Consider the following 23,027-nt stretch of genomic DNA (forward strand, 5'->3'; position numbering starts at 1 on the left):
GATCTCCATGCAGCGCACACTTGGCACCTGCTACTATCCCGAACATTGGCCCGAAGACATCTGGCAGGAGGACGCCGAGCGCATGGTTGCGGCCGGGCTCACCTGGGTTCGCATTGGCGAGTTTTCATGGTCGCGCATTGAACCTAGCCCAGGCGATCTGCAATTGGGCTGGCTTGATCGCGCCATTGATGTGCTGGTGTCGGCCGGATTGAAGGTGGTGCTGGGCACCCCCACCGCTACGCCACCCCGCTGGATGGTGGACCGCCACCCCGATATGTTTGCGCTGGACGTCGACGGCAAACCGCGCGGTTTTGGCTCGCGCCGCCACTATTGTTTCAGTCACGAGGGCTACCGCGCCGAAGCCCGGCGGATCGTCTCCCTGATGGCGGAACGTTATGGCCCAGGTGACCGTATCGCCGCCTGGCAGACCGACAATGAATACGGTTGCCACGACACAACAATCAGCTATTCCCCGGCGGCACAGATCGCCTTTGTCCGCTGGCTAGAGGCGCGTTATGACGGCGATATTCATGCGTTGAACAGTGCCTGGGGCAATGATTTCTGGTCGATGAACTATGATCGCTTTGATCAGATCGGCCTGCCCAACCTGACCGTGACCGAACCGAACCCGGCGCATGTGCAGGCCTTCCGGCGGTTTTCTTCGGATCAGGTGGTGAGCTTCAACCGCGATCAGGTCAAGATTCTGCGTGCCCATTCCGATGCGCCGATTGCCCATAACTACATGGGGCGGGTGACCGATTTCGATCACTACAAGGTTGGCGAGGATCTCGACATCGCCAGTTGGGACAGTTACCCTTTGGGCTTTCTCGAAGATCGAGTGGGCGCCAACCCCGAGGACCAGCGCCGCTACGCGCGTCAGGGCGACCCTGATTTTCAGGCCTTCCATCATGATCTCTATCGCGCCGTCGGGCGCGGACGCTGGTGGGTGATGGAACAGCAACCCGGACCGGTGAACTGGGCCCCCTACAATCCCGCACCGCTGCCCGGCATGGTCAGGTTCTGGACCTGGGAGGCCTTTGCCCATGGTGCGGAGGCGGTCTGCTATTTCCGCTGGCGCCAGGCGCCGTTTGCGCAGGAACAACTTCACGCCGGTCTGCTGCGTCCTGATAGCCAAGATGCCCCTGCCATCGTCGAGGTGCGTCTGGTTGCCGATGAACTGGCCGCAGCGGGCGCGGTGGCACCGGCTCAAGCTCCCGTGGCGCTGATCTTCGACTATGACGCCGAATGGGCCTGGCAGGTGCAGCCACATGGCCAGGGTCTGAGTTATTTCGACCTTGTGCTGGCGCATTACCGTGCACTGCGACGGGCCGGCCTGTCTGTGGACATCGTTCCCCCGACACAGAGCGATTTTGCAGGATACGCCCTGATCCTTGCACCCGGTCTGATGCACCTCCCCGACCATTTGCGCGCAGCCTTGGCAACAGCGGCGGCTCAGGTGCTCTATGGGCCGCGAACAGGCGCGCGGGATGCGGACTTCAACATCCCGACCAGCCCCCTGCCCCCAGCATTGGACGGGTTAGATATTGTCGTTGCCGCAGTCGAGAGCCTGCGACCGGATATGCCGCTGCCGCTGGCGCAGGTCGACGGGGCCGTCACCGGTTACCTGGAAACACTGGATGGTCAGGGAGAGACTCTGATCGAGACGGCCAACGGTCAGCCCGTGGCTGTTGCCGCAGGAAACAAAGTCTACTGCGCGGGCTGGCTGGACGCGGCGGGTCTGGATCAACTTGTCGCAATGCTTTGCAAACGTGCGAAGCTGCGCATCTGCAAGATGCCGCTGGGCGTGCGTCGGCGCCAGACCGCGACCGAAGAGTTCTGGTTCAATCATCTGGCTGAAGCGGTAGAGACCGAGGTCGGCACTCTGCCACCTGCGGGCGTTCTGCGCAGAGCAAGAGGCAACTGACCGTACAACCACCCGCCCGGGCAGAAGCCCCGGCGGGTGGTTATCTTCTGAGCCGACATTGGTTCAGACCGTACCGCCGAGGCTCCCCTCCAGTGTCGCCAGCTCTTGCCCGCCGGCCATCATGTCCTGCAATTCCTCTGGCGTGATTTCGCCGCGTTTTGCAGTACCAAGGGTCTGCCCGCGATTGAGAACGGTAAACCGATCACCAACAGCCATGGCGTGGCGGACGTTATGGGTGATGAAGACAACCGCAACACCTTGCTTGCGGACTTTGTCGATGGTGGCCAGAACATTCGCTGTCTGGCGCACCCCAAGTGCCGAGGTCGGTTCATCCAGGATCAGCACTTTGGCCCCGAAATGCACCGCACGGGCGATGGCAACCGTCTGACGCTCCCCTCCCGACAGGGTTCCAACCGCCTGATCCGGGCCGCGCAGGTTGATGCCCATCTTGCGCATTTCTTCCATGGTGACCCGGTTGGCATATTCATGGTCAAACAGTTTCAGCGGGCCGATCTTGCGGATCGGCTCATTGCCCATGAAGAAGTTGCGACTGACTGACATCAGCGGGATCATCGCCAGATGCTGGTGTACTGTGGCGATTCCAGCGGCAATCGCGTCACGAGGATCCGCGAAATGAAGTGGCTGACCCTCAAACAGGATCTCGCCTCTGGTCGGTTTATGCACACCGGACATGGTCTTGATAAAGGTCGATTTCCCGGCGCCATTGTCGCCAAGCAGGCAGTGACATTCGCCCGGAAAGACATCGACCGAAACCCCGGCAAGCGCAATGACGCTGCCAAAATGCTTCTCGATGCCCTGCATCCGGATCAAGGGTTGAGACATGGACATATCAGCGCTCCCCCGTGATGACGCGACGAATGTAGGTGTTGAGGATCACGGCAAACAACAGGATCAACCCCAGGAAAACGCGGAACAGCGAACTTTCGACGCCAGCAAAGAACAGCCCCTGCTGCACGACGCCAAAGATCAACGCACCCAGGGCGGCGCCAAGCACAGACCCGTAACCGCCAGTCAGAAGGGCACCGCCAATCACCACCGCAATAATCGCTTCGAACTCTTTCAGCAGGCCCCGGTCCGATCCCGCGCCACCAAATTCCATAACCTGACAGGTCGCAAAGACCGTCGCGCAGAAGGCGGTGAACATGAACATCAGGATCTTTACGCGGTTCACTGGCACGCCGGAATTGCGCGCGGCCTCGGCATCGCCACCGGCCGCGAAAATCCAGTTCCCGAACCGTGTCTTGGTCAGGATGATATGTCCGACGATAACCAGCAGAATGGCCCAGACGATCAACATCGGCAGCCCGTCGACTACCGGCTGTCCCTTGCGGGTGCCGCGTTCAAAAACGGCGATCCAACCATTGTCACCCAGCCACTGGAACAATCCCGTCAGGATCTTGCCACCAAACAGAGCGGCAAGCCAATCACCCTCAGCTGCGTCTGCCACGCCACCGATAATGGTTTTGCGTTCAATGGTTTGCGGCAGGTAGATCGCAAACCCACGCAGAATGAACAGAAACGCCAGCGTGACGATGAAACTGGGCAACCCCGTCCGCACTACGATAAAGCCGTTCAATGCCCCGATCGCCATCGCCAGCACAAAAGTCACCAGGATCGCAAGCCAGACCGGCCAACCCAGAGTCACACTGAAGATTGCGATCAACATGCCGGTAAAACCGATCATGGAGCCGACAGACAGGTCAAACTCGCCTGCGATCATCAGCAGGCAGGCACCAACCGCAATGATCATGAACTGGGCAGAGATCTGGCTCCAGTTCAGCACGCCCTGACTGTTGAACATGCCGCTGTCACCGGCAAAAATAATAAACATCGTAAAGACGGCGATGGTGCCGATAATGCCGCCGAGCTCTGGTCGGATCATGGCTTCGCGGAACTTCGAACGGCTCTTGATCCGTTCGTCCTCCGCAAATTGGGTATGTGCGTCAGACATTGTACTCTCTCTAAAAAAAGGGCGGCCAAATTGCTTCGGCCGCCCGCACCTGGGGGAGATTGTCAGCGGTACTCGCCCGCGAACTCCTCGACCTTTTCCAGGCCGTCCTTGGTGACAAAACCAGGGCCAGAGTTGATGTTGTTGCCCGGCAGAACGCCGTAGCGGTGGTAATTGGTCAGAACCACCACGGGCAGATAGGCCTGCAGGAAGGGCTGCTGATCAATACCCCAGTTGATAACACCGGATTTCAGACCTTTGACGATTTCCTCGCCCAGATCAAAGGTGCCGAAATAGATGTCGCCGGCCATACCGTTTTCTTCCAGTGCCAGCATTGTCGGATCAGCCGATGTCGGTCCCAATGTCAGGATCGCGTCAGTTTCCGGGTTGGTGTTCAGATAGGCAAGAACCCGGTTCTTGATCTCAGCCGGATCCTGACCGCTGTCGATCATCTGGTCGCCCAGTTCGATCCCAAGACCATCTGCAAACCCCTGGCAGCGCTCTGTCGAAGAGGGCGAGCTGATATAATGGTTCACACAGAGGAAGCTGCCAACACCGTCGGATTTGGCGCGCAGGCCGGCCGCGTGACCGGCGTCATATTCTGGCTGACCAACATACATCAGAGCCCCCACCTCGCGGGCCTGTTCCGGGGTGCCGGAGTTCATGATGATCACATCCACACCACTGTCGACAGCTGCTCTGATAGGACCGGACAGGACGTCGTAATCGGACAGGGTGGTGATGATGCCATTGGGCCCGGAAGCCGCCGCCTGTTCGATGATCCGCGCCATATCGGCAAGGTCACCGGTCGGCGGGTTGCGATATTCCACCTCTACATTCATCTGCTCACCCGCGAGGGCGATGCCGTTCTTGATGGTGTTCCACCAGCTGTCGCTATCGGGCGCGTGGCTGACAAGGATGTATTTTTCGCCTTCTGCCGAGGCGGTGGTTGCCAGCATCATCGGCGCCGCTGCAACCGTTGTCGCCAGCAGGAATGTCTTGAAAATTGACGTCATTCTTTCCTCCCAAAGTTTTACCGTCACGATCGCGTCCGGGCGGTCCCATCCGCGTCGGGGATCAGCATAACCACGAATCGATTTTTTTTGCAACCGGTTGCAAATTGTGGCAGCATTTTTTCTGCTGAACTTGAATTCGATCCGCGATAGATAGTCTGATCCGGTGCGCAGCCGGTTGCACAGGTGGATGGGCCCACGATGGCCCTGACAAGAGGAAGAGCAGGAATGGCTGTTACGTTAAAAGATGTGGCTGAACGGGCGCAGGTCTCGCGTTCGGCGGTGTCGCGCACATTCACCGATGGCGCATCGGTATCGGAGAAGATGCGCCGCAAGGTTGAGAAAGCCGCCCAGGAGCTCGGCTATAGTCCGAACGCGCTGGCCTCCTCCCTGACAACCGGGCGGACCAAATTGATTGGCCTGGTGTCCAACAACTTTCACAACCCGATTTTTCTCGAAGTCTTCGACCGGTTTACGCGACGGCTTCAGGACAAGGGGTTGCGCCCGCTGCTGGTCAACCTCTCTGACGAAACCGACCCCGAGAACTCGGTTCGTATGTTGCGGCAATATTCCGTTGACGGCGTTGTTGTCGCCTCCTCGACCCTGCCGCCGGGGTTTGCCAAGGCCTTTCGAGATGCAGGCGTGCCTGTAGTTCACAGTTTCGGCCGCTCCTCCTCCACGCCGCAGGTGCATGTGGTTGGGATCGACAACGTCGAATGCGGACGAATGGCGGCGCGAACGCTGATTGATCGCGGCTATCGCAAACTGGCCTTCATGGGCGGCCCCCAGAGCGCGACCTCGACTCAGGATCGCTGGAAGGGATTCACGCTGGAAATGGAAGCTTATCCGGATATCGTCTCATCCTACAGTTTTGCGGATGATTACTCCTTTGAGGCCGGTCGCCGGGAAATGCTGCGCCTGTTGCAGGACGACCCGGCCGAAGCCTATTTCTGTGGGGATGACGTGTTGTCAATCGGGGCGCTCAGCGCGATCCGCGAACAGGGCCTAAAGGTGCCAGGTGACATCGGGGTCATCGGTCTCAACGATATGGAAATGGCCCGTTGGGAGAACATAGACCTGACCACCATCCACCAGCCGATCGAACAGATCGTCAATTCATCAATCGAGCTGGTTGTTGCCATGCTCGACGAGCCGGATCGCTATCCTGAAGCCCGCATCTTTCCCTGCCATGTGGTGGATCGCGGCACATTGCGACCGCTGACATCCTGAAGCGATCCTAGGCATGAAAAGGACACCCGCTGCCGGGTTGCCCTGCGATTGCTTAGACCACGGTGTCAGCGAAACATCGGCGGCCGGGCATCAACCCAGGCGCCATCTGTTGCGCCGCTTTCGGCGACGGCAAAAACAGCCGCCATGGACCGCAGCCCATCTTCGGCCCGTGGATAAAGATCCGCCGCCGGGTCCATGGATCGCCCGGTTTTCCGCGCGCCGATGGCTTCGGCCAAATCGCTGTATATATTGGCAAAAGCCAGAGGCATCCCCTCGGCATGGCCGATTGTCACGCGGCTGGTGCGATCCGCTTCGGGGCTGAGGTTGGCTTCACCACGTTCGATTACCTGCAAGCGGCCGCCCAGCGGCATCCAATAGAGCTGGTTCGGCTGCTCCTGCGACCAGCGCAGACCGCCCTTTTCACCAAACACCTGCAAGGTCAGCCCATGCTGGCGTCCGATTGCCACAGACGAGGTCCAGAGCCGCCCGACGGTGCCGCCATCAAAGCGCATATTGACCATGGCGTCGTCTTCCAGAACCCGGCTCTCAATACAGCTGACCGTATCCGCAGAAAGGCGTTCCAGTTCCTGCCCAATCACAAAACTGGCCATATGCAGCGCATGGATGCCGCAATCGGCAAACTGCGCAGAAACCCCGGCCTGAGCCGGATCATAGCGCCAGCGCACCCGCGGATTGTCCGCATCAGCCGCATCAGCATGATGCCCATGGGCAAACTCGGCCTTCACAAGGCGGATCTTTCCAAGATCACCACGCGCCACCATCGCCTTCATGTGGCGGACCAGAGAATAGCCGGAATAGCCATAGTTCACCGCGCAGATCTTGCTCTGCGCCTTGGCGATTTTGACGATTTCCTCGCCTTCCTCCACCGTCATTGTCATCGGTTTTTCGCACAGCACATGAAAACCGGCTTCAAGGAAGCTCTTGGTGATTTCAAAATGCGTGGCATTGGGTGTGGCAACGGTGACAAGATCAACGCGGTCGTCGCGATGACGTTCCCCCTCCAGCATCTCCTGCCAGTCGCCATAGGCGCGGTCTGCGGCCAGCCCCAGCCGCTGACCGTAGGCGCGCCCTTCGTCGGGACGGTGATCCAATGCCGCTGCGGCGAATTCAAACGCCCCGTCAAGCCCTGCTCCCAGACGATGGGCCGGTCCGATCTGGCTGCCTTCACCACCGCCGATCATGCCCCACTTCAGCTTTGCCATGGTGTTACCCCCTAGTTGAAACCAATGGATTCAAGATATTCACGGTTGGCCCGCGCATCCCCCACCGGGTCGGGATCCAGCGTTGGATCGCAATCCTGCTCCACCGTACACCAGCCGGAAAATCCAGCGTCTAAAAGCAGTTGCCTCACCGCCGGAAAATCCACATCACCCTCGCCGAGATTGCAGAAAATCCCCTGCCCGCAGGCATCATAGAAGTTCGTCCGCTTGGCGATCACATCGGCTTTCACCTTCGGGTCGATATCCTTGAAATGCATATAGCTGATACGATCCATGTGCCGTTTCATGAAAGCGACGGGATCAAAACCGGCGTAGGAATGGTGGCCGGTGTCAAAACAGATCTTCAGGATCCTGTCGTCGACCTCATCCAGCAGCCGCTCCAGCTCCGGCTCGAAATCCATGAACCCCGCCGCATGGGCGTGGATGCCGACGGTGAGACCGTAGTCCTCGGTGCCAATCCGCGCGACGGTGGCGAGCCGGTCACGGAATGCCGACCATTCGTCGCGATCCATCTGCTCGGCTTCATCGGCGCGGCCAGCAGTCGGCGCACGGCGCGGCGAGATCGAGTCGATCAGCACCAGATGCTCGGCTCCATGGGCTTTCAACGCCTTGCAGGTGCGGTGCGCCCCGTCCAGCACATCCTCCCATTGGGCCGGATCGTGGAAGGCACGGAAGACGACGCCACCGATCAGTTCCAGATCATGCTCGGCGAGCGCGTCCCTCAGGATCGCAGGGTCCTCAGGCATATACCCAACTGGTCCTAATTCGATCCCCTTGTAGCCAGCATCGGCGCAGTCCTTCAGAACGCTGCGCCATTCCGGATTGCGGGGATCCTGTGCAAATTCCACCCCCCAGGAGCATGGGGCATTGCCAATTCTGATCGTCATTTTGCAGTGCTTTCTTAGATGCTTAGAACTTTGATACGGTTTGCCACGACCGGGCCTTGGACGACGCCATGGCAGCGGCAATCACCTGATTTACGGCCACGCCATCCTCGAATGTCGGCCAAATCGGTGTCTGTGTCTCAATCGCGCGCAGGAAGTCACGCGCCTCGATCAGGATCTGATCCTGATAGCCAGTGCCATGTCCAGGGCCCTGGCAGAACGGCAGATAGTCGGGATGCGCGGGACCGGTCAGGATCTTGCGGAAGCCACGGGTAGCGTCCTCGCCCTCGCTGAGGTAGAGCCAAAGTGCGTTCTGATCCTCCTGGTCAAACCTGATCGCACCCTTTGTTCCCGTAATTTCATAGGCATAGCCCATCTTGCGGCCCGTCGCGATCCGGCTGAAAAACATCTGCCCCATTGCCCCACCGGCAAAGCGGCACATCATCTGGCCCTGATCGTCATTGGTGACAAGGCCACCGGGGCGGTCGCTATGGACGGTCTCAACCTCAGCAATCAGCTCTGCTATCGGCCCGATCAGCGCTATCGCTGCATTGATCATATGCGGGGCAAGATCCCCCATCGTGCCATTCGCCTCTCCTTTGGTCCGCCAGCTCGCCGGGGTATGGGGATCGGCATAGAAATCCTCGGTATGTTCGCCACGAAACCAGGTGACCTCGCCGATCACGCCATCTGCAATCAACTGGCGGGCAAATTGGCTAGCCGGTGTACGGATGTAATTAAAGCCTACCATGTTGGGACAGCCCGAAACCCGGGCCGCCTCGACCATCGCACGGCTGTCCGCCAGCGAAGCGCCGAGAGGTTTTTCACAGAAAACCGGTTTACCCAGCGCAAAGGCCGCCTCTGCCACCGCACGATGTGTCTGCTGCGGGGTCGCAATCACAATCGCCTCAACCTTTGGGTCATTGACCAATACCTGCCAGTCATCCGTCGCACGACGAAAGCCATAGGCCCGCCGATATCGCTCTGCACTGGCGGGGGTTGAGGCACAGACCATCTCCAGCCGTGGGCGCAAAGACGTATCGAACACCGCCCCCACTGCGGCCATCGCGACGGCATGAGCCTTGCCCATGTACCCACCGCCTAGAATTCCGATACCGATTTCGGTCATTCAGGCCTCCCAATCCATGAAATTCGATTTGCAACCGGTTGCAAAACTTGTATCTTGGGATTCGATATCTCGCAAGATCAAATCGACCCGACCACCGACCATCCCAGGGATCCCTGCCTATGACGACGCCGCCGAAAACGATAAGATTGACCACCGCCCAGGCCATCATCCGATGGCTCTCCAATCAGTTCATTGTGATCGACGGGGAGGAAATGCGCCTCTGCGGCGGCGGCTTCGGGATCTTCGGCCATGGCAACGTAACCTGCCTCGGAGAAGCCCTTTATGAAGCGCGCGAGGCGCTACCGCTCTATCGCGGTCAGAATGAACAGAGCATGGGATTTGCCGCCGCGGGATACGCCAAACAATGGCTGCGCCAACGCTTCATGTTCTGCACGGCAAGTGCCGGTCCCGGCACATCGAATCTGGTGACCTCGGCAGCGCTGGCGCACGCCAACCGGCTGCCGATGTTGATGCTCTGCGGTGATACCTTCCTGACCCGCCTGCCCGATCCGGTGTTGCAGCAGATGGAGAACTTCGACGATCCGACCTTTGGCGTGAATGATGCGTTCAAGCCCGTGTCGCGCTACTGGGACCGCATCACCCATCCGGCGCAGATCATCCAGTCCCTGCCCGCCGCGATTGCCACGATGCTGGATCCCGGCGACTGTGGCCCGGCCTTCCTCGGCCTGCCACAGGACGTCCAGGGCTGGACTTATGATTACCCGGAGGTTTTCTTTGAAAAGAAGACCCATCGCATTCGCCGTATCACACCGGACACCGCCGAGATTGCCGAAGCCGCAGCAGCGCTGCGCGGTGCCAAACGCCCGATGATCATCGCAGGCGGTGGCGTGCAATACAGCCGCGCGGTGGCTGAGCTGACCGCCTTTGCCGAGGCCCATCAGATCCCCGTCGTAGAAACCATCGCAGGCCGCGCCAACCTGCGCGACACCCATCCGCTGAACATCGGCCCGATTGGCGTGACCGGGTCGGACAGCGCCAATGCCATCGCGGCAGAGGCGGATGTGATCCTCGCAGTGGGCACAAGGTTGCAGGATTTCACCACCGGTTCCTGGACCGCATTTGCGCAGGATGCCCAGTTCATCTCGATCAATGCGGCACGCCATGATGCAGGCAAGCACTGTGCATTGCCGGTTGTCGGTGACGCCCAGCGCGCCCTGCTCGACCTCGGCTCCGCTTGCCAAGGCTACAGCGCCCCGCAGGACTGGGTGGCCCGCGCACAGGAGGAACGACGCAGCTGGGTCGCCTATGTGGCTGACAATATATCCTATGGCGACAACCGGCCCAATTCCTATGCCCAGGCCATCGGCGTGGTGAACGCGCTCTGCGACCCGCGCGACCGCGTCGTGGCAGCGGCGGGCGGCCTACCCGCCGAGGTCACCGCCAACTGGCGCACGCTGGAACCTGGCACGGTCGATGTCGAGTTCGGATTTTCCTGCATGGGCTACGAAATCTCCGGTGCCTGGGGAGCTCGCATCGCCCAAACCGAGCGTGAGCCGGAGCGTGACACCATCGTCTTTGTCGGCGATGGCTCATATATGATGCTGAACTCTGATATCTACTCCAGCGTACTGAGCCGAAAGAAACTGATCATCCTCGTGCTCGACAATGGCGGTTTCGCCGTCATCAACAAGCTGCAGAACAATACGGGCAACACCAGTTTCAACAACCTTCTCGCCGATTGCCCGACCATCCCTGAGGCCTTTGGCGTGGACTTCGCCGCGCATTCAGCCGCTATGGGCGCGATTGCGGAAACGGTCGCCAATCCGGGCGAGCTGGCAGAGGCCTTCAAGCGTGCTCAGGGCAACGACCGAACCACCGTCATCGTGATGAACGTCGATGCCTACGAGGGTTGGACGACGGAAGGTCACGCCTGGTGGGAAGTCGGCACGCCGCATATCACCAACAATCCCGATGTGCAGGAGGCCCATGTCGAATGGGAATCCAGCCGCGGCAAACAACGGCGGGGGGTCTGATGAACACCCCATCCATAGCCCATGGCGATCTGTCAGGGCGCAACTTCCTGGTCATCGGGCGGGTGGGCATGGATCTTTGTCCAACCCCGGCAGGCACCGCAACAAAAGATGCCCAAGACATGATGGTGGCGATGGGCGGCAGCAGCGCAAATATCGCCGCTGGACTGGTCAAAATGGGATGCCGTGCCGCGCTGGTCACCAGCATCTCAGACGATGCCGTGGGTTGGTATTGCCTGAACCAGCTGGATCACTACGGGATCGACCGGACTCACGTGAAACGCATCACCGGCGAATATCGGACATCGCTTGCGATTTACGAAAGCGTTGTGGAAGACCACCAGAGCGTGATCTACCGCAACAACGCCGCCGACTTTCAGATGACCATCGCTGATGTCGAGGCGGTGGATTACAGCCAATACAGCGCGCTGATCACCGCAGGCACGGTCTTTGCTGCCGAACCATCGCGCAGCGCGACCTTCCGCGCCTTTGAACTGGCGCGCGCTGCGGGCTTACCAATCATTTTTGACGTCGATTACCGGCCCTACAGCTGGCCCTCGGCCGAGGTGGCCGCTGATGTTCTGTCGCGTGCTGGTGAGTTGTCCGACATCATCGTCGGCAACGACGAAGAATTCGGGTTCATGGCCGGTGGCGTTGACATGGGGCTCGCCAAGGCGCGCAGCCTTGCGCAAACCACCGCCTCCGTCGTGGTTTACAAGATGGGTCCAGAGGGCGCCATCACCTTTGCCGACGGGCAGGAAATCCGCACCGGCATCTACCCTGTTGATGCGCTGAAACCAACCGGCGCGGGCGACAGCTTCATGGCCGGCTTCCTCGCCGCGCTTTCCGAAGGACGCCATACGAAAGAGGCCATTCTACGCGGCTCCGCCTGTGCCTCCGTTGTTGTAGCCAAACCTGGCTGCGCCCCGGCGATGCCCGATCTTGCTGCGCTGGAGGCGTTCCTCGCAACGCACCCCGGCGCCACCGAAATCTGAAAGGACCCCCCCATGCATATCGCCCCCCATGACAACCAGAACAAAGCCATCGTCGATGCCGACAACGATCTGGTGCCGCTCAACTATTTCAACATCGTCAAGCTGACCAAGGGCCAGACATTCGAATATCAGGTCCCCGGATATGAGACCTGCATCGTTCCCGCCACCGGTACCGTGGATATCGAAGTGGAAGGTCTGAGCTATGCCGGGATCGGTAACAGAACCGCGGACGTCTGGGATGGCGAACCAGAAGGCGTCTATATCCCGGTCGGCGCAAAGGTCACGATCACCTGCACCACCGACGCAACGGAAACCTTCGTTGCCGGTGCAAAATACGACAAGGTTCTGGAGCCGTTCGACGTCCGCGCGGATGGCATCGACCTCGTGCAATACGGATCTGATGACACCAAGACTCACCGGAAGATCAAACATATTCTCGGACAGAAGCAGCATGACATGGTCGGACGCCTGCTGGTTTCGGAGTTGTTCACTGTGGGTCAAGGCGGCTGGTCCGGCTTTCCGGCGCACAAGCACGACACCGATCGCAAGGACGCCGATGGCAATATCATTGAAACGCGTCATGACGAGACCTATAACTTCCGCTTCCGCCCCAACCATGGTTCCGGCGTCCAGATCCTGCAACGCGAAGAAGGCAAGCCGGGGGATGCTTACCAACTGATGGACGGCTCCACCATCATGATCGACAAGGGCTATCACCCCTGCGCCGTGATGCCGGGATATGAGATGTATTATTTCACCATCCTTGGCGGTCTGAGCCAGCGCAGCCTGATCCAGTATTTCCAGCCAACCCATGCCTATCAGGTCGAAACGATCCCCGGCATCAAGGATATGGTGGCCAAGTTCAAATGACCGTTGCAACTCTGGCTGAGGTCCTGCAACCGGCCCTGCGCGATGGCTATGCCGTCGCCGGGCTGGTGACGCTGGGCTGGGAAGACATGCGCGCCTATGTGGCAGCGGCAGAGGCCGAAGGCGTGCCTGTGATCTTGCAGGCGGGGCCATCCTGTCGCGCCCATACGCCGCTGCCAATCCTGGGCAAGATGTTCCACCATCTGGCCGAGGCCGCATCGGTTCCGGTGGTTGCACATCTCGATCATGGCTACACCCCAGAGGATTGCCGTATTGCCATCGACAGCGGCTTTACCTCCGTGATGTTCGACGGCTCGCGCAAACCTCTTGAGGACAATATCGCCGAAACCGCTGCCATCGCCGAAATGGCCCATGCCGCAGGTGTCTCATGCGAGGGTGAAATCGGATTTGTCGGCTACTCGGGCGGCGAAGGGTCGGCAGGAACTGATCCTGAAGAGGCCCGCCGCTTTGCACTGGAAACCGGCGTGGACGCGATGGCAATCTCTGTCGGCAATGTGCATCTGCAACAGGACAAGGACGGCGGGCTGGATATTGACCGGATCCGCGCCATCGAGGCCCTCACCGAGGTGCCGCTGGTCATCCATGGCGGCTCCGGCGTACCGGTCGCACAGCGCAGAATGCTGGCCCGCGAGTCGCGTATCTGCAAATTCAATATCGGCACCGAATTGCGCATGGCTTTCGGCGCCGCCATGCGCGATGCGGTCAACCGGGACCCGGACCGCTTTGACAGGGTCAGCATCCTGTCGGAAACCCACGATCCGGTCGTTGCCGCGGCGCGCGGCGTACTTCGCGCCTTCAAGGGAGAAACACAATGTTGAATATCGGCCTTCTGGGCTGCGGGCGCATCGGTCAGGTCCACGCCCGTTCTGTTGGACAATTGGACGGCGTGCGTGTGACAGCCGTCGCCGATGCCGTGCCGGAAGCCGCCAGCGCGCTGGCCAGCAAGATCGGCGCGGATGTGCGCGACGCCTCGGCGCTGATCACCAGCGCGGACGTAGACGCGGTGGTGATTGGCACACCCACCGATACCCACTACGACCTGATCCATCAGGCAGCAGCGGCGGGTAAGGCAATTTTCTGCGAAAAACCGGTCGATATGTCCGCCGACCGCATCCGTGATTGCCAGAAGGTGGTGGCGGAGGCAGGGGTTGCGTTCCTGACCGCGTTCAACCGACGGTTTGACCCCAACTTTGCCAATCTGCAGCAGCGTCTGCGCGCGGGCGAGATTGGTGACGTAGAGATCGTCTCGATCCTGTCGCGCGATCCCTCTCCGCCCCCGGTCAGCTACATCAAGACCTCTGGCGGGTTGTTCCGGGATATGATGATCCATGATTTCGACATGGCGCGTTTTCTGCTGGGCGAAGAGCCAATTCAGGTCTTCGCCGTCGGCTCGGCCCTGGTCGACCCGGCTATTGGCGCGGCAGGTGACGTGGACACTGCCGCCGTCACCCTGACCACGGCCAGCGGAAAGATCTGCCAGATCTCGAACTCGCGCCGGGCCACCTATGGCTACGATCAGCGGGTTGAGGTACATGGCTCCAAAGGGATGCTGCGCGCTGCCAACATGCTGGAAAACACGGTCGAGGTTGCCGGGGCCAATGGCTTCCAGACAGCGCCCGCGCAGCATTTCTTCCTTGAGCGCTACGAGGCTGCCTATCGCAACGAAATGGCCCGCTTCGTCGAGGCTGTTCAGGCAGGCACCACCCCGTCGCCCAGTATCGACGACGGGCTTCGCGCTCAGATGTTGGCCGATGCCGCCGCCAAATCGCTTGAGACGGGGACACCGGTCAAACTGTAGTAGGTCAGATTATCATGCCCGGCGGCGCGCGTCTTGCGCCGCCAGCGCTTCGTTGAAACGCTCGGGCGGCCAGCCCTCAGCCAGCGCCTGATGCAGCAAATCCGCCTGCGTCTGCGGGGCCAGACCTCCCGTCGGCGGATCTCTATCCAGATTGGTCGGAAAGGAATAGCCCTCGGCGCAGGCTGCGATTGCCGCGGCGCGCTCCGCCTCTGGCATCGCGCCCTCAGCCTCCAGTTGCACCAGCGCCGGATAAAGCCGCTCGGACATGCCGCGCCGATCCACGGTTTCCATCGCGCGACCAAAGGCAGACGAGACCTGCAACAAATTCGCCATGCGCTGGACATCCTGCGACCGGTTGGCGCCTGCGGCATGAAACAAAGCCGGGTTGAAAAACACCGCATCGCCCTTGGCCAGTGGCAGCTGGACATAGCGCTCCTCGAAATAGGCGCGGAAATCCGGCCGCCGCCAGGCCACATAGCCCTCCCGGTATCTCTGCGAGAACGGCAGCAGCTTGGTTGGGCCACTTTCAACAGGCATGTCCCCATGGGCGACCGCCCCCTGCAAGGTCAGAACCGGCGACAGATCATGCACATGGGCTGGATACTGCGAGGATGTTTCCGCCGTTTGAAAGCCCAGATGATAGTCGCGATGCGCCTGCTGGGCCTCACCGCCCGGCCGAACCAGATTGATCTGCGCCGTCATCTGGTAGTTCGGCCCCAGCCAAGCCTCGCAAACTGCGGCCAACGCCACATTACCAAAGTAACGCGCGAAGACCTCCGGCGCGGCCTCGCAGAGTTTCTGAAGAGAGTTCCAGATCCGGTCATTCGAGCCTGCCGCCGCGAAGTGATCCGCACCGCCACCATTGGCCAGCTTCTCCTGCGCGATGATCTGTTCATATATCGCGCTCGCGCTGTCGATAGCGGCCGTGTCCTGATAGGCCTGTTTCAGCACCAATACGCCAGCCCCTTCGCGCAAACCTTGCGCCCATTCCGCCATCAGCCGCCGCCGGTCATCACTGTTGCCGAGCATCCCGCTGAGGGCCGTCATGTCGTAGATCGGGATATTCTTCTCGATGGCACCCGCGAGCGGCACCTGATCCGCTGTCAAATCCTGTTCTACCAGCTTCCGATAATCACTTAAGTCACATCCGGCAGGGTCGAAATAGGTATCTCCTCTTCTTGCTGCTCTGTCCGCCATCCCTGTTCTCCTTTGCGTGGTTTCAAATCTCCTGCCATCAGACTGCCGGTGTAATCACTTGTGGTCAGCCGCATGATCCATCAAAAATACATCAATGAGCCATCGCTTCCCGATTAAGGATATCGCTCGGCAGTCCGGGCTGAGCACGGCAACCGTGGACCGCGTCCTGAACGGGCGCGCCAATGTCAGCGCCCGCAGTCGCGCCAGGGTCGAGGCGGCCATCGCCGAGCTGGAAGGCCAGGAACAGCAGCTCTCAGCCCGTGGGCGACGCCTCTATTTCGACGTTGTTGTCGAGGCTCCCGAACGGTTCAGCCGGGAAATCCGTCTCGCGACCGAGGCCGTCCTTCCAACCATCGGTCCGGCGGTGATCCATACCCGCTACAGTTTCCGACAGATTATGTCCGCCGATGACTGCGTTGAAATCCTCGGGCAGATCGCCCGGCGCGGCAGCCATGGGGTTGTGCTGAAGGCACGGGATCTGCCTCAGATTATTGCAACGGTGGCCGAACTGGACAGCAAAGGCATTCCTGTTGTCTGTGTCTTTACCGACCTGCCAAACAGCCCCCGCAGGCTCTACTGCGGGCCTAACAATTATGCGGCGGGCCAGTCTGCCGCCTACATGATCGACAAATGCCTTCCCGGCATCCCTGGCCCGGGCGCAACCATCCTGACCACCCTTAGCCAGATGGCATTCCACGGTGAGGAACAACGGCGGCGCGGCTTCTTGCGCGTCTTGCAGGAACGCCGCCCGGATCTGAGACTGGTCACCCTCAGTGCCGGTGCAGGCCTTGCGCTGGAAACCACGGAGCTGCTGCGTCAACGGCTGGCCGAACCGGATCTCGGCCGGATAGTGGCGGTCTATTCAATGGGCGGCGCCAATCGTGCCATCATCGAACAGCTGTGCGCCTTTGGCCACCAGCCCCGCGCCTATATCGCCCATGATCTGGATGCGGAAAATCGAACCCTGATGCGTCAGGGCAAGATCACCGTGGTCCTGCAACACGACATCGCCAGCGATATGCGCAATGCCTTTCTCAGCCTGCTCCATGCCAACCACATCCTGAAGGCACCTCCCCCCGCGACTCAGAGCCGGATCTCCATGGTTACGCCCTTCGACGCCAGCGAAAGCTGACCAAAGCGTGCCTTTATCGGCTTCTTCCGGAACACAGGAATATTTCTGCGCTGGCGCTTTCAACATAGCCTGCGACGCAAATGCCCTTTTGATTGCAAGCGCCAGTCCTGGCGCTAAAAGCCCGTCTCGCCAAAGGCCGATTTTTCAGCCTCGAAGATGCAATTCTTGTTTCTCTTTGTGCTCATTCTTGGAATGCTTTCGACAATAGCCAGCAGGGAGAGCGGCATGAAAGTAGGATTTATTGGCCTTGGCAACGTCGGCGGCAAACTGAGCGGCAGCCTGCTGCGCAACGGTATCGACCTCAGCGTCTATGACCTGAACGACACGCTGGTCGCAAAGGCGGCCGAGGCGGGAGCGACGGCAGCGAAGAACCCCGCCGAGTTGATGCGCAGCTGTGACGCGGTGATCACCTGCCTGCCGTCGCCTGCGGCCTCGGATCAGGTTATGCAGCAGATGCTGCCGGAGATTGGCCCCGGCAAGATCTGGATGGAGATGTCCACCACCGATGAGGCAGAGGTCAAACGCCTCGGCGAGCTGGTGGCGCAGGCGGGCGGCACAGCCGTAGACTGCCCGGTGTCGGGCGGATGCCACCGGGCCGATACCGGAAACATCTCGATCTTCGCCGGATGTGACCGCGAAACCTTCGAACGGATCGTCCCCCTGCTGAAAACCATGGGGCGGCGCATTCTGCACACCGGGCCGATCGGCTCGGCGTCGGTGCTGAAGGTCATCACCAATTATCTGGCCACCGCCAACCTGCTGACCTGCTGCGAGGCGCTGGTCACGGCCAAGGCTGCAGGCATGGATCTCAACACCGCCTATGAGGCGATCAAGATCTCCTCCGGCACCTCATTCGTGCATGAAACGGAAAGCCAGGTGATCCTGAATGGATCCCGCGATATTTCCTTCACCATGGATCTGGTTTCAAAGGATATCGGCCTGTTTCAGGCAGTGGCGGATCGGCATAACGTCCCCCTCGAAATCAACCCGTTGATGATCAAGATCTTCAAGGACGGCGAAGCCCGTTTCGGCAGCCGCGAATTGTCGCCAAACATCATCCGGCGGCTGGAAGAGGCAACAGGGTTAGACATCAGAGCGCCCGGATTTCCGGTTGAGATGGTCGACGACGAGCCGGAGGAACCGGGCTACGAGGTGATCCCCACGGGCCGCAACGCAGCTAGCGGCAGCTAAACCTCCGATACGGAAAATGGTAGTGGGGGCGTCTGGCGGCGCCCCCCTTTAGGCACCTGTGCCCGGTGCGCTGGCTCGCGGGCTAGTTGCGCATAGTTCCGCCGACACACCCTATGGAGTCTTGCCAGACTCATTTTTCCCGAATTACGGTACTATTGTCCGTATTATGGGATTCACATGCAGGACCGTCAGATCCTCCTTCTGGAAGCGGTAGCGTCGTCCGCGACGCCAGTGAGCGCAAGCGAGCTGGCCAGAATGACGGCGACCCCTCGGGCCAGCCTCTATCGCCATATTGCCACCCTGCTGGCCTGCGGGTTCCTGGAAGAGATCGACACCGGCAACCGTTACGTATTGGGCATGCGGTTCATCAAGATTGCGCTGACCGGAAAATCGGACACTCATGTGATCAACGCGGTCTCCGCCGTGCTGCTACGGGTGGTCAAAGACCTGGGAGAAACCGCATTTCTGGCGCGCTACCGAGCTGGGCGCGTTGACCTCATCCATACGCAGGTCCCGACAGATCCTTCTGTTCCCCATATCTACCCCGGGTTGGGCGCGCGTCCGGTTCATGCCTGCTCCTCGGCCAAGGTTATTGCCGCCTTTCTGGCACCGGAGCTCCAGTGTGATCTGATTGAAACGCAACCCACGCGCTTTACCGACAAGACCCGCACCGACCCCGAGCAGATCACCCGCGAATTGCAGCAGGTGCGCCGCCACGGCTATGCAACCTGCGACGGCGAGATCGACGTCGGTGTCACCAGCATCGCCGTACCAATCATTATTGATCGTCTCGGCGCAGTTTTTTCCATGGGCGTGGTCGGGCCATCTGTCCGCATCACTCCGGCCATTCACCCCCGCATTCTGCCAATTTTGTCGAAAGAAGCCTTTCACGCCGCTGCGGCCATTCAGCATTGCTCGGTCGTTGAGGCGGAAACCACAAATGCCATGTCACTGGCTGCAGCAAAGGAAAGGTCGAACCAACAACACTGAATTCATTGAAGGGAGAAAGAACATGAACAGAAGAGAATTCGGCGGGCTGACCGCTGCTGCTGCACTGGCCATGGCCGGCCCGTTTCGCGCCTTTGCAGACGAGACCTGCCAATCCCCCTATATGCCCAAGATTACGGGCCAAGAAGAATTTGTGTACGTCTGGACCCTCGGTGTCGAGGGGATGGGCGACGAGCAGGACAAGATGGTAACCGTCGACCTCCGCCCTGGCTCATCCACGCGCGGAGAGGTCATCCACAGCCTCTCTGTAGGGGGCCGAAACGAGGCTCATCATGGCGGCTTCTCCGCAGATCGTCGGTATTTCTGGACCGGCGGGCTTGATACCAATCGCATCTTCATCTTTGACATTCACAGCGACCCGGCGGCCCCCAAGCTGCACAAGGTGATTGAAACCTTCGTCACCGATTCCGGCGGTGTGGTTGGTCCCCACACGTTTTTTGCCCTGCCCGGCAGCATGATGATCACCGGGCTCAGCAATCAGGACGATCACGGCGGTCGCACCGCGCTGGTCGAATATAACGATGATGGAGATTACGTCGCCACCTACTGGATGCCCACCGCAAATGACATGCAGGGTGCCGTTGCGGTGGATGGCGCGGTTGCCGATGGCTACGGCTACGATATCCGCGCGCTGATCCGCAAGAATGTCATGCTCACCTCCTCCTTCACGGGCTGGTCCAACTACATGATGGATTTTGGCCAGATGTTGCAGGATCCCGAAGCGATGAAACGCTTTGGAAACACGATGGTGTTGTGGGATCTGCACACCCGCCAGCCCCGCAAGGTGTTCAATGTGCCCGGCGCACCGTTGGAAGTGCGCTTTCCCTGGGGTCCGAATGCCAATTATGCCTTCTCCACCACCGCGCTCACCTCGCAGCTGTGGCTGATCTACGAAGACGATGATGGCGAATGGCTGGCCAAATCGGTCGCGGATATCGGCAACCCGGAGGACATCCCCCTGCCCGTCGATATCTCCATCGCTGCGGATGACCAGACGCTCTGGGTCAATTCCTTCATGGATGGCAAAACCCGCCTATTTGACATCTCGGACCCGCATAACCCGTCGCAAATCTACGAGAAGACCATCGACCGGCAGGTCAATATGGTCAGCCAGAGCTGGGATGGCAAACGGGTCTATTTCTCGTCGTCGCTGCTCGCCAACTGGGACAAGAAGGGCGAGGATGATGTGCAGTATCTGCGCGCCTATACATGGGACGGCACAGATCTGGTCGAAGATTTCAATATCGACTTCTATGCCGCTGGATTGGGCCGCGCTCACATCATGCGCTTTGGCAGCTCTGCGCTTTACTCAGCCTGACTGCCAGTTCCCGGGGCGGCCAGCTGCCGCTCCGGTCTCCCCTTGCGGACCTAAACTTGCCGGAGGATCTCCATGCGCAAGACAACACTCGCTGTTTCCATTACCGCCGCTGCGGCCTTGCTGACGGGCGTTGTCGCCCTGGCCGACACCTGGCGTCCCTCAGATCTGCTCGCACGGTTGACACCTGCTGCGCTGCGGACCGCCACCACTCCCTTTTCCGATATCTTCCCGAGCGATCCCGCCTTCCAGTTCAGCCCACCGGAACCGGGATCCTACAGGCTGAACCGGCTGAAGCCCGCACCCGATGGCGCGGTTCTGACCACAAACGGAATACAAACCCGCCTGCACCAGCTGTTCGACGAGAAAATCACCCTTGTCAGCTTTGTCTATCTTACCTGTGGCGATGTGGACGGCTGCCCGCTGGCCTTCTCGACGCTTTATGACATTCATGATGCCAGCGCCCAGCTGCCCGGACTGCGCCAGAAGGTGCAGCTGATGACCATCAGCTTTGACCCCGAGCGCGACACGGTAGAGGCGATCGCCGCTTTTGCCCACCCGGTCAGCAGCGACCCCGCCAGCGCGCAGAAACTGGACTGGCACGTCCTGACCACCGCTGACGCGGAGGCGCTGCGCCCCTTTCTGGATGGATTTGGCCAGGTTGTTGATCGCGGATCCTCGGATGATCAGATCAATCACCTGCTGCGGATGTATCTGGTCGACACCCAAGGCATGATCCGCAACGTCTATGGTCTTGGCCTGATCGACCCGCGCCTTTTGATGACCGACGTGGAGACCCTACTGATGGCGGAGGCCGCAGAGTGACCCACCGCCCGCCCGCCTTGCTGCGTCAACGTCTTGCACTATGTGCGGCGCTTCTGGCACTGCTCTGGACCGTCCCGGCATCGACTGCGGCGCCGCTACAGATCTCGGCGGAAACCTGTGAACGCTCGCCCGATAATTGGGCTGAAGCTGCGTCAAGACGTAGCCGGACGCCGCAGCTCGGCCTACCGCCATTGCAACATCCGGCCGACAACCCGCCCACCGCAGCACGCATTGCGCTTGGCCGACGGATCTTTTTTGATCGCGCCTTGTCGATCAACAACACCATGTCCTGCGCCATGTGCCATGTGCCGGAACAGGGATTTGCCAATTGGGAGCTGGCGACCTCCATCGGCGTCGAGGGGCGAAGCGTGAAGCGGAATGCTCCCAGCCTGATCAATGTCGGCCTGCTGCGGCCCCTGTTTCATGATGGGCGCGACCCTACACTGGAAACCCAGTTCATCGGACCGATCACCGCCCTTAACGAGATGGCAAACCCATCGGTGGGCCACGTGGTTGCCTATCTTCAGGAGCAGGCTGACTATGACCGATTGTTTCGCGAGGCATTTGGTGCCTCCGCGTCTCTGGATCGCATAGGCATGGCGCTCGCGGCCTACCAGCGCGCGTTGACGCTGGGCAACAGCTCGTTCGATCGGTGGTTTTATGGCGGCGACAGCGCTGCTGTTTCTTCGGCCGCCAAACGTGGTTTTGACGTCTTTCGCGGCAAGGCAGGCTGCGTTTCCTGCCACAGCATCGGACCAGATGACGCGCTCTTCACCGATCAGCAGTTCCACGACACAGGCTACGGGCAGATGCGCGAACTGGCGCGACAGAACCCGCCCGAAACCCTGCCGGTTCAGGTCGCTCCCGGCGTGATCCATCAGATCGACTACGCGCTGGTTCGCGCCGTCAGCGGTCCGCGGGAGGCCGATTTGGGGCGCTACGAAGTCACCGAGGATCCAGGCGACCGATGGCGTTTCCGAACGCCGACGCTGCGCAATCTCGCCGTCTCGCCGCCCTATATGCACGACGGCGGGTTCGGCACCCTTGCTGAGGTGATCGACTTCTACAATGGTGGCGGTGCCAATCTGCCCGGTCAGGATCCGCGCATTCGGCCGCTCCGTCTGACCGATGGCGAACAGCGAGACCTGCTGAGCTTCCTCGAGACGCTCACCTCTTCGGGACTGGACTGCCTCGTCGCGGAGGCACGCCAGCGATAGGCGCCGAACAGCCCGCGAAACCGGTCGGGCGTCCTGAAATCGCCCAAACTCCATGATCAATAGCAGAAACAGACCTGACG

At 60.3% G+C, this 23,027-nt stretch carries 20 protein-coding genes; 13 read left to right on the forward strand and 7 right to left on the reverse strand.

What is annotated here, in order from left to right; translation table 11 throughout:
- The first annotated feature begins 7 nt into the window (after window positions 1–7).
- The gene (locus VXL81_RS00800) at window positions 8–1,924 is read left to right on the forward strand and encodes a beta-galactosidase (protein WP_416552515.1); all 1,917 of its coding nucleotides are present in this window, start codon (window positions 8–10) and stop codon (window positions 1,922–1,924) included.
- A 63-nt stretch (window positions 1,925–1,987) separates the two neighbouring features.
- Here VXL81_RS00800 and VXL81_RS00805 read toward each other — a convergent pair whose 3' ends face one another.
- The 3 genes from VXL81_RS00805 to VXL81_RS00815 all read right to left on the reverse strand — a co-directional run bounded on the left by VXL81_RS00805 (window position 1,988) and on the right by VXL81_RS00815 (window position 4,909).
- A complete protein-coding gene (locus tag VXL81_RS00805; protein ID WP_340544757.1) occupies window positions 1,988–2,773 on the reverse strand; it encodes an ATP-binding cassette domain-containing protein in 786 nt (261 codons plus the stop codon).
- A gap of 1 nt (window position 2,774) precedes the next feature.
- The gene (locus tag VXL81_RS00810; RefSeq protein WP_340544756.1) at window positions 2,775–3,896 is read right to left on the reverse strand and encodes an ABC transporter permease; all 1,122 of its coding nucleotides are present in this window, start codon (window positions 3,894–3,896) and stop codon (window positions 2,775–2,777) included.
- Between the two features lie 62 nt (window positions 3,897–3,958).
- Window positions 3,959–4,909 (reverse strand): sugar ABC transporter substrate-binding protein, encoded by a 951-nt coding sequence (locus VXL81_RS00815; protein ID WP_416535867.1) that lies wholly within the window; start codon window positions 4,907–4,909, stop codon window positions 3,959–3,961.
- 225 nt (window positions 4,910–5,134) lie between these two features.
- On the opposite strand from VXL81_RS00815, the gene VXL81_RS00820 reads away from it, so the two are divergent.
- The gene (locus VXL81_RS00820; protein ID WP_416540554.1) at window positions 5,135–6,136 is read left to right on the forward strand and encodes a LacI family DNA-binding transcriptional regulator; all 1,002 of its coding nucleotides are present in this window, start codon (window positions 5,135–5,137) and stop codon (window positions 6,134–6,136) included.
- A gap of 65 nt (window positions 6,137–6,201) precedes the next feature.
- Here the strand turns inward: VXL81_RS00820 and VXL81_RS00825 are convergent, their stop codons facing one another.
- From VXL81_RS00825 to VXL81_RS00835, 3 genes are read right to left on the reverse strand one after another with little or no spacing between them, the layout of a single operon-like run.
- A complete protein-coding gene (locus VXL81_RS00825) occupies window positions 6,202–7,359 on the reverse strand; it encodes a Gfo/Idh/MocA family protein (RefSeq protein ID WP_416552517.1) in 1,158 nt (385 codons plus the stop codon).
- Window positions 7,360–7,370: 11 nt separating this feature from the next.
- Window positions 7,371–8,264 carry a sugar phosphate isomerase/epimerase family protein gene (locus tag VXL81_RS00830; RefSeq protein ID WP_340544752.1) on the reverse strand — a complete coding sequence of 298 codons (894 nt, stop codon included), beginning with the start codon at window positions 8,262–8,264 and terminating at the stop codon, window positions 7,371–7,373.
- A 22-nt stretch (window positions 8,265–8,286) separates the two neighbouring features.
- Window positions 8,287–9,390, reverse strand: a complete 1,104-nt coding sequence (locus tag VXL81_RS00835) for a Gfo/Idh/MocA family protein (protein ID WP_416535864.1) — start codon at window positions 9,388–9,390, stop codon at window positions 8,287–8,289.
- A gap of 119 nt (window positions 9,391–9,509) precedes the next feature.
- Here VXL81_RS00835 and iolD point away from each other — a divergent pair, with 119 nt between their 5' ends.
- The 5 genes from iolD to iolG are packed head-to-tail and all read left to right on the forward strand — an operon-like array spanning window position 9,510 to window position 15,062.
- The gene (iolD, locus tag VXL81_RS00840) at window positions 9,510–11,384 is read left to right on the forward strand and encodes a 3D-(3,5/4)-trihydroxycyclohexane-1,2-dione acylhydrolase (decyclizing) (protein ID WP_416552519.1); all 1,875 of its coding nucleotides are present in this window, start codon (window positions 9,510–9,512) and stop codon (window positions 11,382–11,384) included.
- Entirely contained in the window at window positions 11,384–12,376 is a 993-nt protein-coding gene (gene iolC / locus VXL81_RS00845; RefSeq protein ID WP_416552521.1) for a 5-dehydro-2-deoxygluconokinase, read from the forward strand. Before iolD ends, iolC begins: the two co-directional genes overlap by 1 nt.
- Before the next feature lie 12 nt (window positions 12,377–12,388).
- A complete protein-coding gene (locus VXL81_RS00850; RefSeq protein ID WP_416552523.1) occupies window positions 12,389–13,246 on the forward strand; it encodes a 5-deoxy-glucuronate isomerase in 858 nt (285 codons plus the stop codon).
- Entirely contained in the window at window positions 13,243–14,082 is an 840-nt protein-coding gene (locus VXL81_RS00855; RefSeq protein WP_340544747.1) for a class II fructose-bisphosphate aldolase, read from the forward strand. The genes VXL81_RS00850 and VXL81_RS00855 overlap by 4 nt, the downstream gene beginning before the upstream one ends.
- Window positions 14,076–15,062 carry an inositol 2-dehydrogenase gene (iolG, locus tag VXL81_RS00860; RefSeq protein ID WP_416552525.1) on the forward strand — a complete coding sequence of 329 codons (987 nt, stop codon included), beginning with the start codon at window positions 14,076–14,078 and terminating at the stop codon, window positions 15,060–15,062. Before VXL81_RS00855 ends, iolG begins: the two co-directional genes overlap by 7 nt.
- A gap of 12 nt (window positions 15,063–15,074) precedes the next feature.
- Here iolG and VXL81_RS00865 read toward each other — a convergent pair whose 3' ends face one another.
- Window positions 15,075–16,259: a phytanoyl-CoA dioxygenase family protein gene (locus tag VXL81_RS00865; protein ID WP_416552527.1), complete on the reverse strand. Its 1,185-nt coding sequence runs from the start codon at window positions 16,257–16,259 to the stop codon at window positions 15,075–15,077.
- Between the two features lie 94 nt (window positions 16,260–16,353).
- Here VXL81_RS00865 and VXL81_RS00870 point away from each other — a divergent pair, with 94 nt between their 5' ends.
- From VXL81_RS00870 to VXL81_RS00895, 6 genes are all read left to right on the forward strand, one after another.
- Window positions 16,354–17,391 carry a LacI family DNA-binding transcriptional regulator gene (locus VXL81_RS00870; protein WP_416552529.1) on the forward strand — a complete coding sequence of 346 codons (1,038 nt, stop codon included), beginning with the start codon at window positions 16,354–16,356 and terminating at the stop codon, window positions 17,389–17,391.
- A gap of 225 nt (window positions 17,392–17,616) precedes the next feature.
- Complete coding sequence (locus tag VXL81_RS00875; protein ID WP_416552531.1) at window positions 17,617–18,582, forward strand: NAD(P)-dependent oxidoreductase; 966 nt, start codon at window positions 17,617–17,619, stop codon at window positions 18,580–18,582.
- Window positions 18,583–18,759: 177 nt separating this feature from the next.
- The gene (locus VXL81_RS00880; protein ID WP_416552532.1) at window positions 18,760–19,572 is read left to right on the forward strand and encodes an IclR family transcriptional regulator; all 813 of its coding nucleotides are present in this window, start codon (window positions 18,760–18,762) and stop codon (window positions 19,570–19,572) included.
- A gap of 22 nt (window positions 19,573–19,594) precedes the next feature.
- Window positions 19,595–20,908: a selenium-binding protein SBP56-related protein gene (locus VXL81_RS00885; RefSeq protein ID WP_416552534.1), complete on the forward strand. Its 1,314-nt coding sequence runs from the start codon at window positions 19,595–19,597 to the stop codon at window positions 20,906–20,908.
- 72 nt (window positions 20,909–20,980) lie between these two features.
- Complete coding sequence (locus VXL81_RS00890) at window positions 20,981–21,730, forward strand: SCO family protein (protein ID WP_416552536.1); 750 nt, start codon at window positions 20,981–20,983, stop codon at window positions 21,728–21,730.
- Window positions 21,727–22,947, forward strand: a complete 1,221-nt coding sequence (locus VXL81_RS00895) for a cytochrome-c peroxidase (RefSeq protein WP_416552538.1) — start codon at window positions 21,727–21,729, stop codon at window positions 22,945–22,947. Before VXL81_RS00890 ends, VXL81_RS00895 begins: the two co-directional genes overlap by 4 nt.
- Window positions 22,948–23,027 lie beyond the last annotated feature (80 nt).

The organism is Phaeobacter sp. JH204B (assembly GCF_048055755.1).
Taxonomy (GTDB): domain Bacteria; phylum Pseudomonadota; class Alphaproteobacteria; order Rhodobacterales; family Rhodobacteraceae; genus Phaeobacter; species Phaeobacter bryozoorum.

Coding starts and splice junctions, on each gene's coding strand:
- VXL81_RS00830 (WP_340544752.1), bottom strand. CDS start 8,264: ATGACGATCAGAATTGGCAATGCCCCATGCTCCTGGGGGGTGGAATTT.
- VXL81_RS00800 (WP_416552515.1), top strand. CDS start 8: ATGCAGCGCACACTTGGCACCTGCTACTATCCCGAACATTGGCCCGAA.
- VXL81_RS00865 (WP_416552527.1), bottom strand. CDS start 16,259: ATGGCGGACAGAGCAGCAAGAAGAGGAGATACCTATTTCGACCCTGCC.
- iolC (WP_416552521.1), top strand. CDS start 11,384: ATGAACACCCCATCCATAGCCCATGGCGATCTGTCAGGGCGCAACTTC.
- VXL81_RS00835 (WP_416535864.1), bottom strand. CDS start 9,390: ATGACCGAAATCGGTATCGGAATTCTAGGCGGTGGGTACATGGGCAAG.
- VXL81_RS00870 (WP_416552529.1), top strand. CDS start 16,354: ATGAGCCATCGCTTCCCGATTAAGGATATCGCTCGGCAGTCCGGGCTG.
- VXL81_RS00805 (WP_340544757.1), bottom strand. CDS start 2,773: ATGTCCATGTCTCAACCCTTGATCCGGATGCAGGGCATCGAGAAGCAT.
- VXL81_RS00880 (WP_416552532.1), top strand. CDS start 18,760: ATGCAGGACCGTCAGATCCTCCTTCTGGAAGCGGTAGCGTCGTCCGCG.
- VXL81_RS00890 (WP_416552536.1), top strand. CDS start 20,981: ATGCGCAAGACAACACTCGCTGTTTCCATTACCGCCGCTGCGGCCTTG.
- VXL81_RS00875 (WP_416552531.1), top strand. CDS start 17,617: ATGAAAGTAGGATTTATTGGCCTTGGCAACGTCGGCGGCAAACTGAGC.
- iolD (WP_416552519.1), top strand. CDS start 9,510: ATGACGACGCCGCCGAAAACGATAAGATTGACCACCGCCCAGGCCATC.
- iolG (WP_416552525.1), top strand. CDS start 14,076: ATGTTGAATATCGGCCTTCTGGGCTGCGGGCGCATCGGTCAGGTCCAC.
- VXL81_RS00855 (WP_340544747.1), top strand. CDS start 13,243: ATGACCGTTGCAACTCTGGCTGAGGTCCTGCAACCGGCCCTGCGCGAT.
- VXL81_RS00850 (WP_416552523.1), top strand. CDS start 12,389: ATGCATATCGCCCCCCATGACAACCAGAACAAAGCCATCGTCGATGCC.
- VXL81_RS00820 (WP_416540554.1), top strand. CDS start 5,135: ATGGCTGTTACGTTAAAAGATGTGGCTGAACGGGCGCAGGTCTCGCGT.
- VXL81_RS00885 (WP_416552534.1), top strand. CDS start 19,595: ATGAACAGAAGAGAATTCGGCGGGCTGACCGCTGCTGCTGCACTGGCC.
- VXL81_RS00810 (WP_340544756.1), bottom strand. CDS start 3,896: ATGTCTGACGCACATACCCAATTTGCGGAGGACGAACGGATCAAGAGC.
- VXL81_RS00825 (WP_416552517.1), bottom strand. CDS start 7,359: ATGGCAAAGCTGAAGTGGGGCATGATCGGCGGTGGTGAAGGCAGCCAG.
- VXL81_RS00815 (WP_416535867.1), bottom strand. CDS start 4,909: ATGACGTCAATTTTCAAGACATTCCTGCTGGCGACAACGGTTGCAGCG.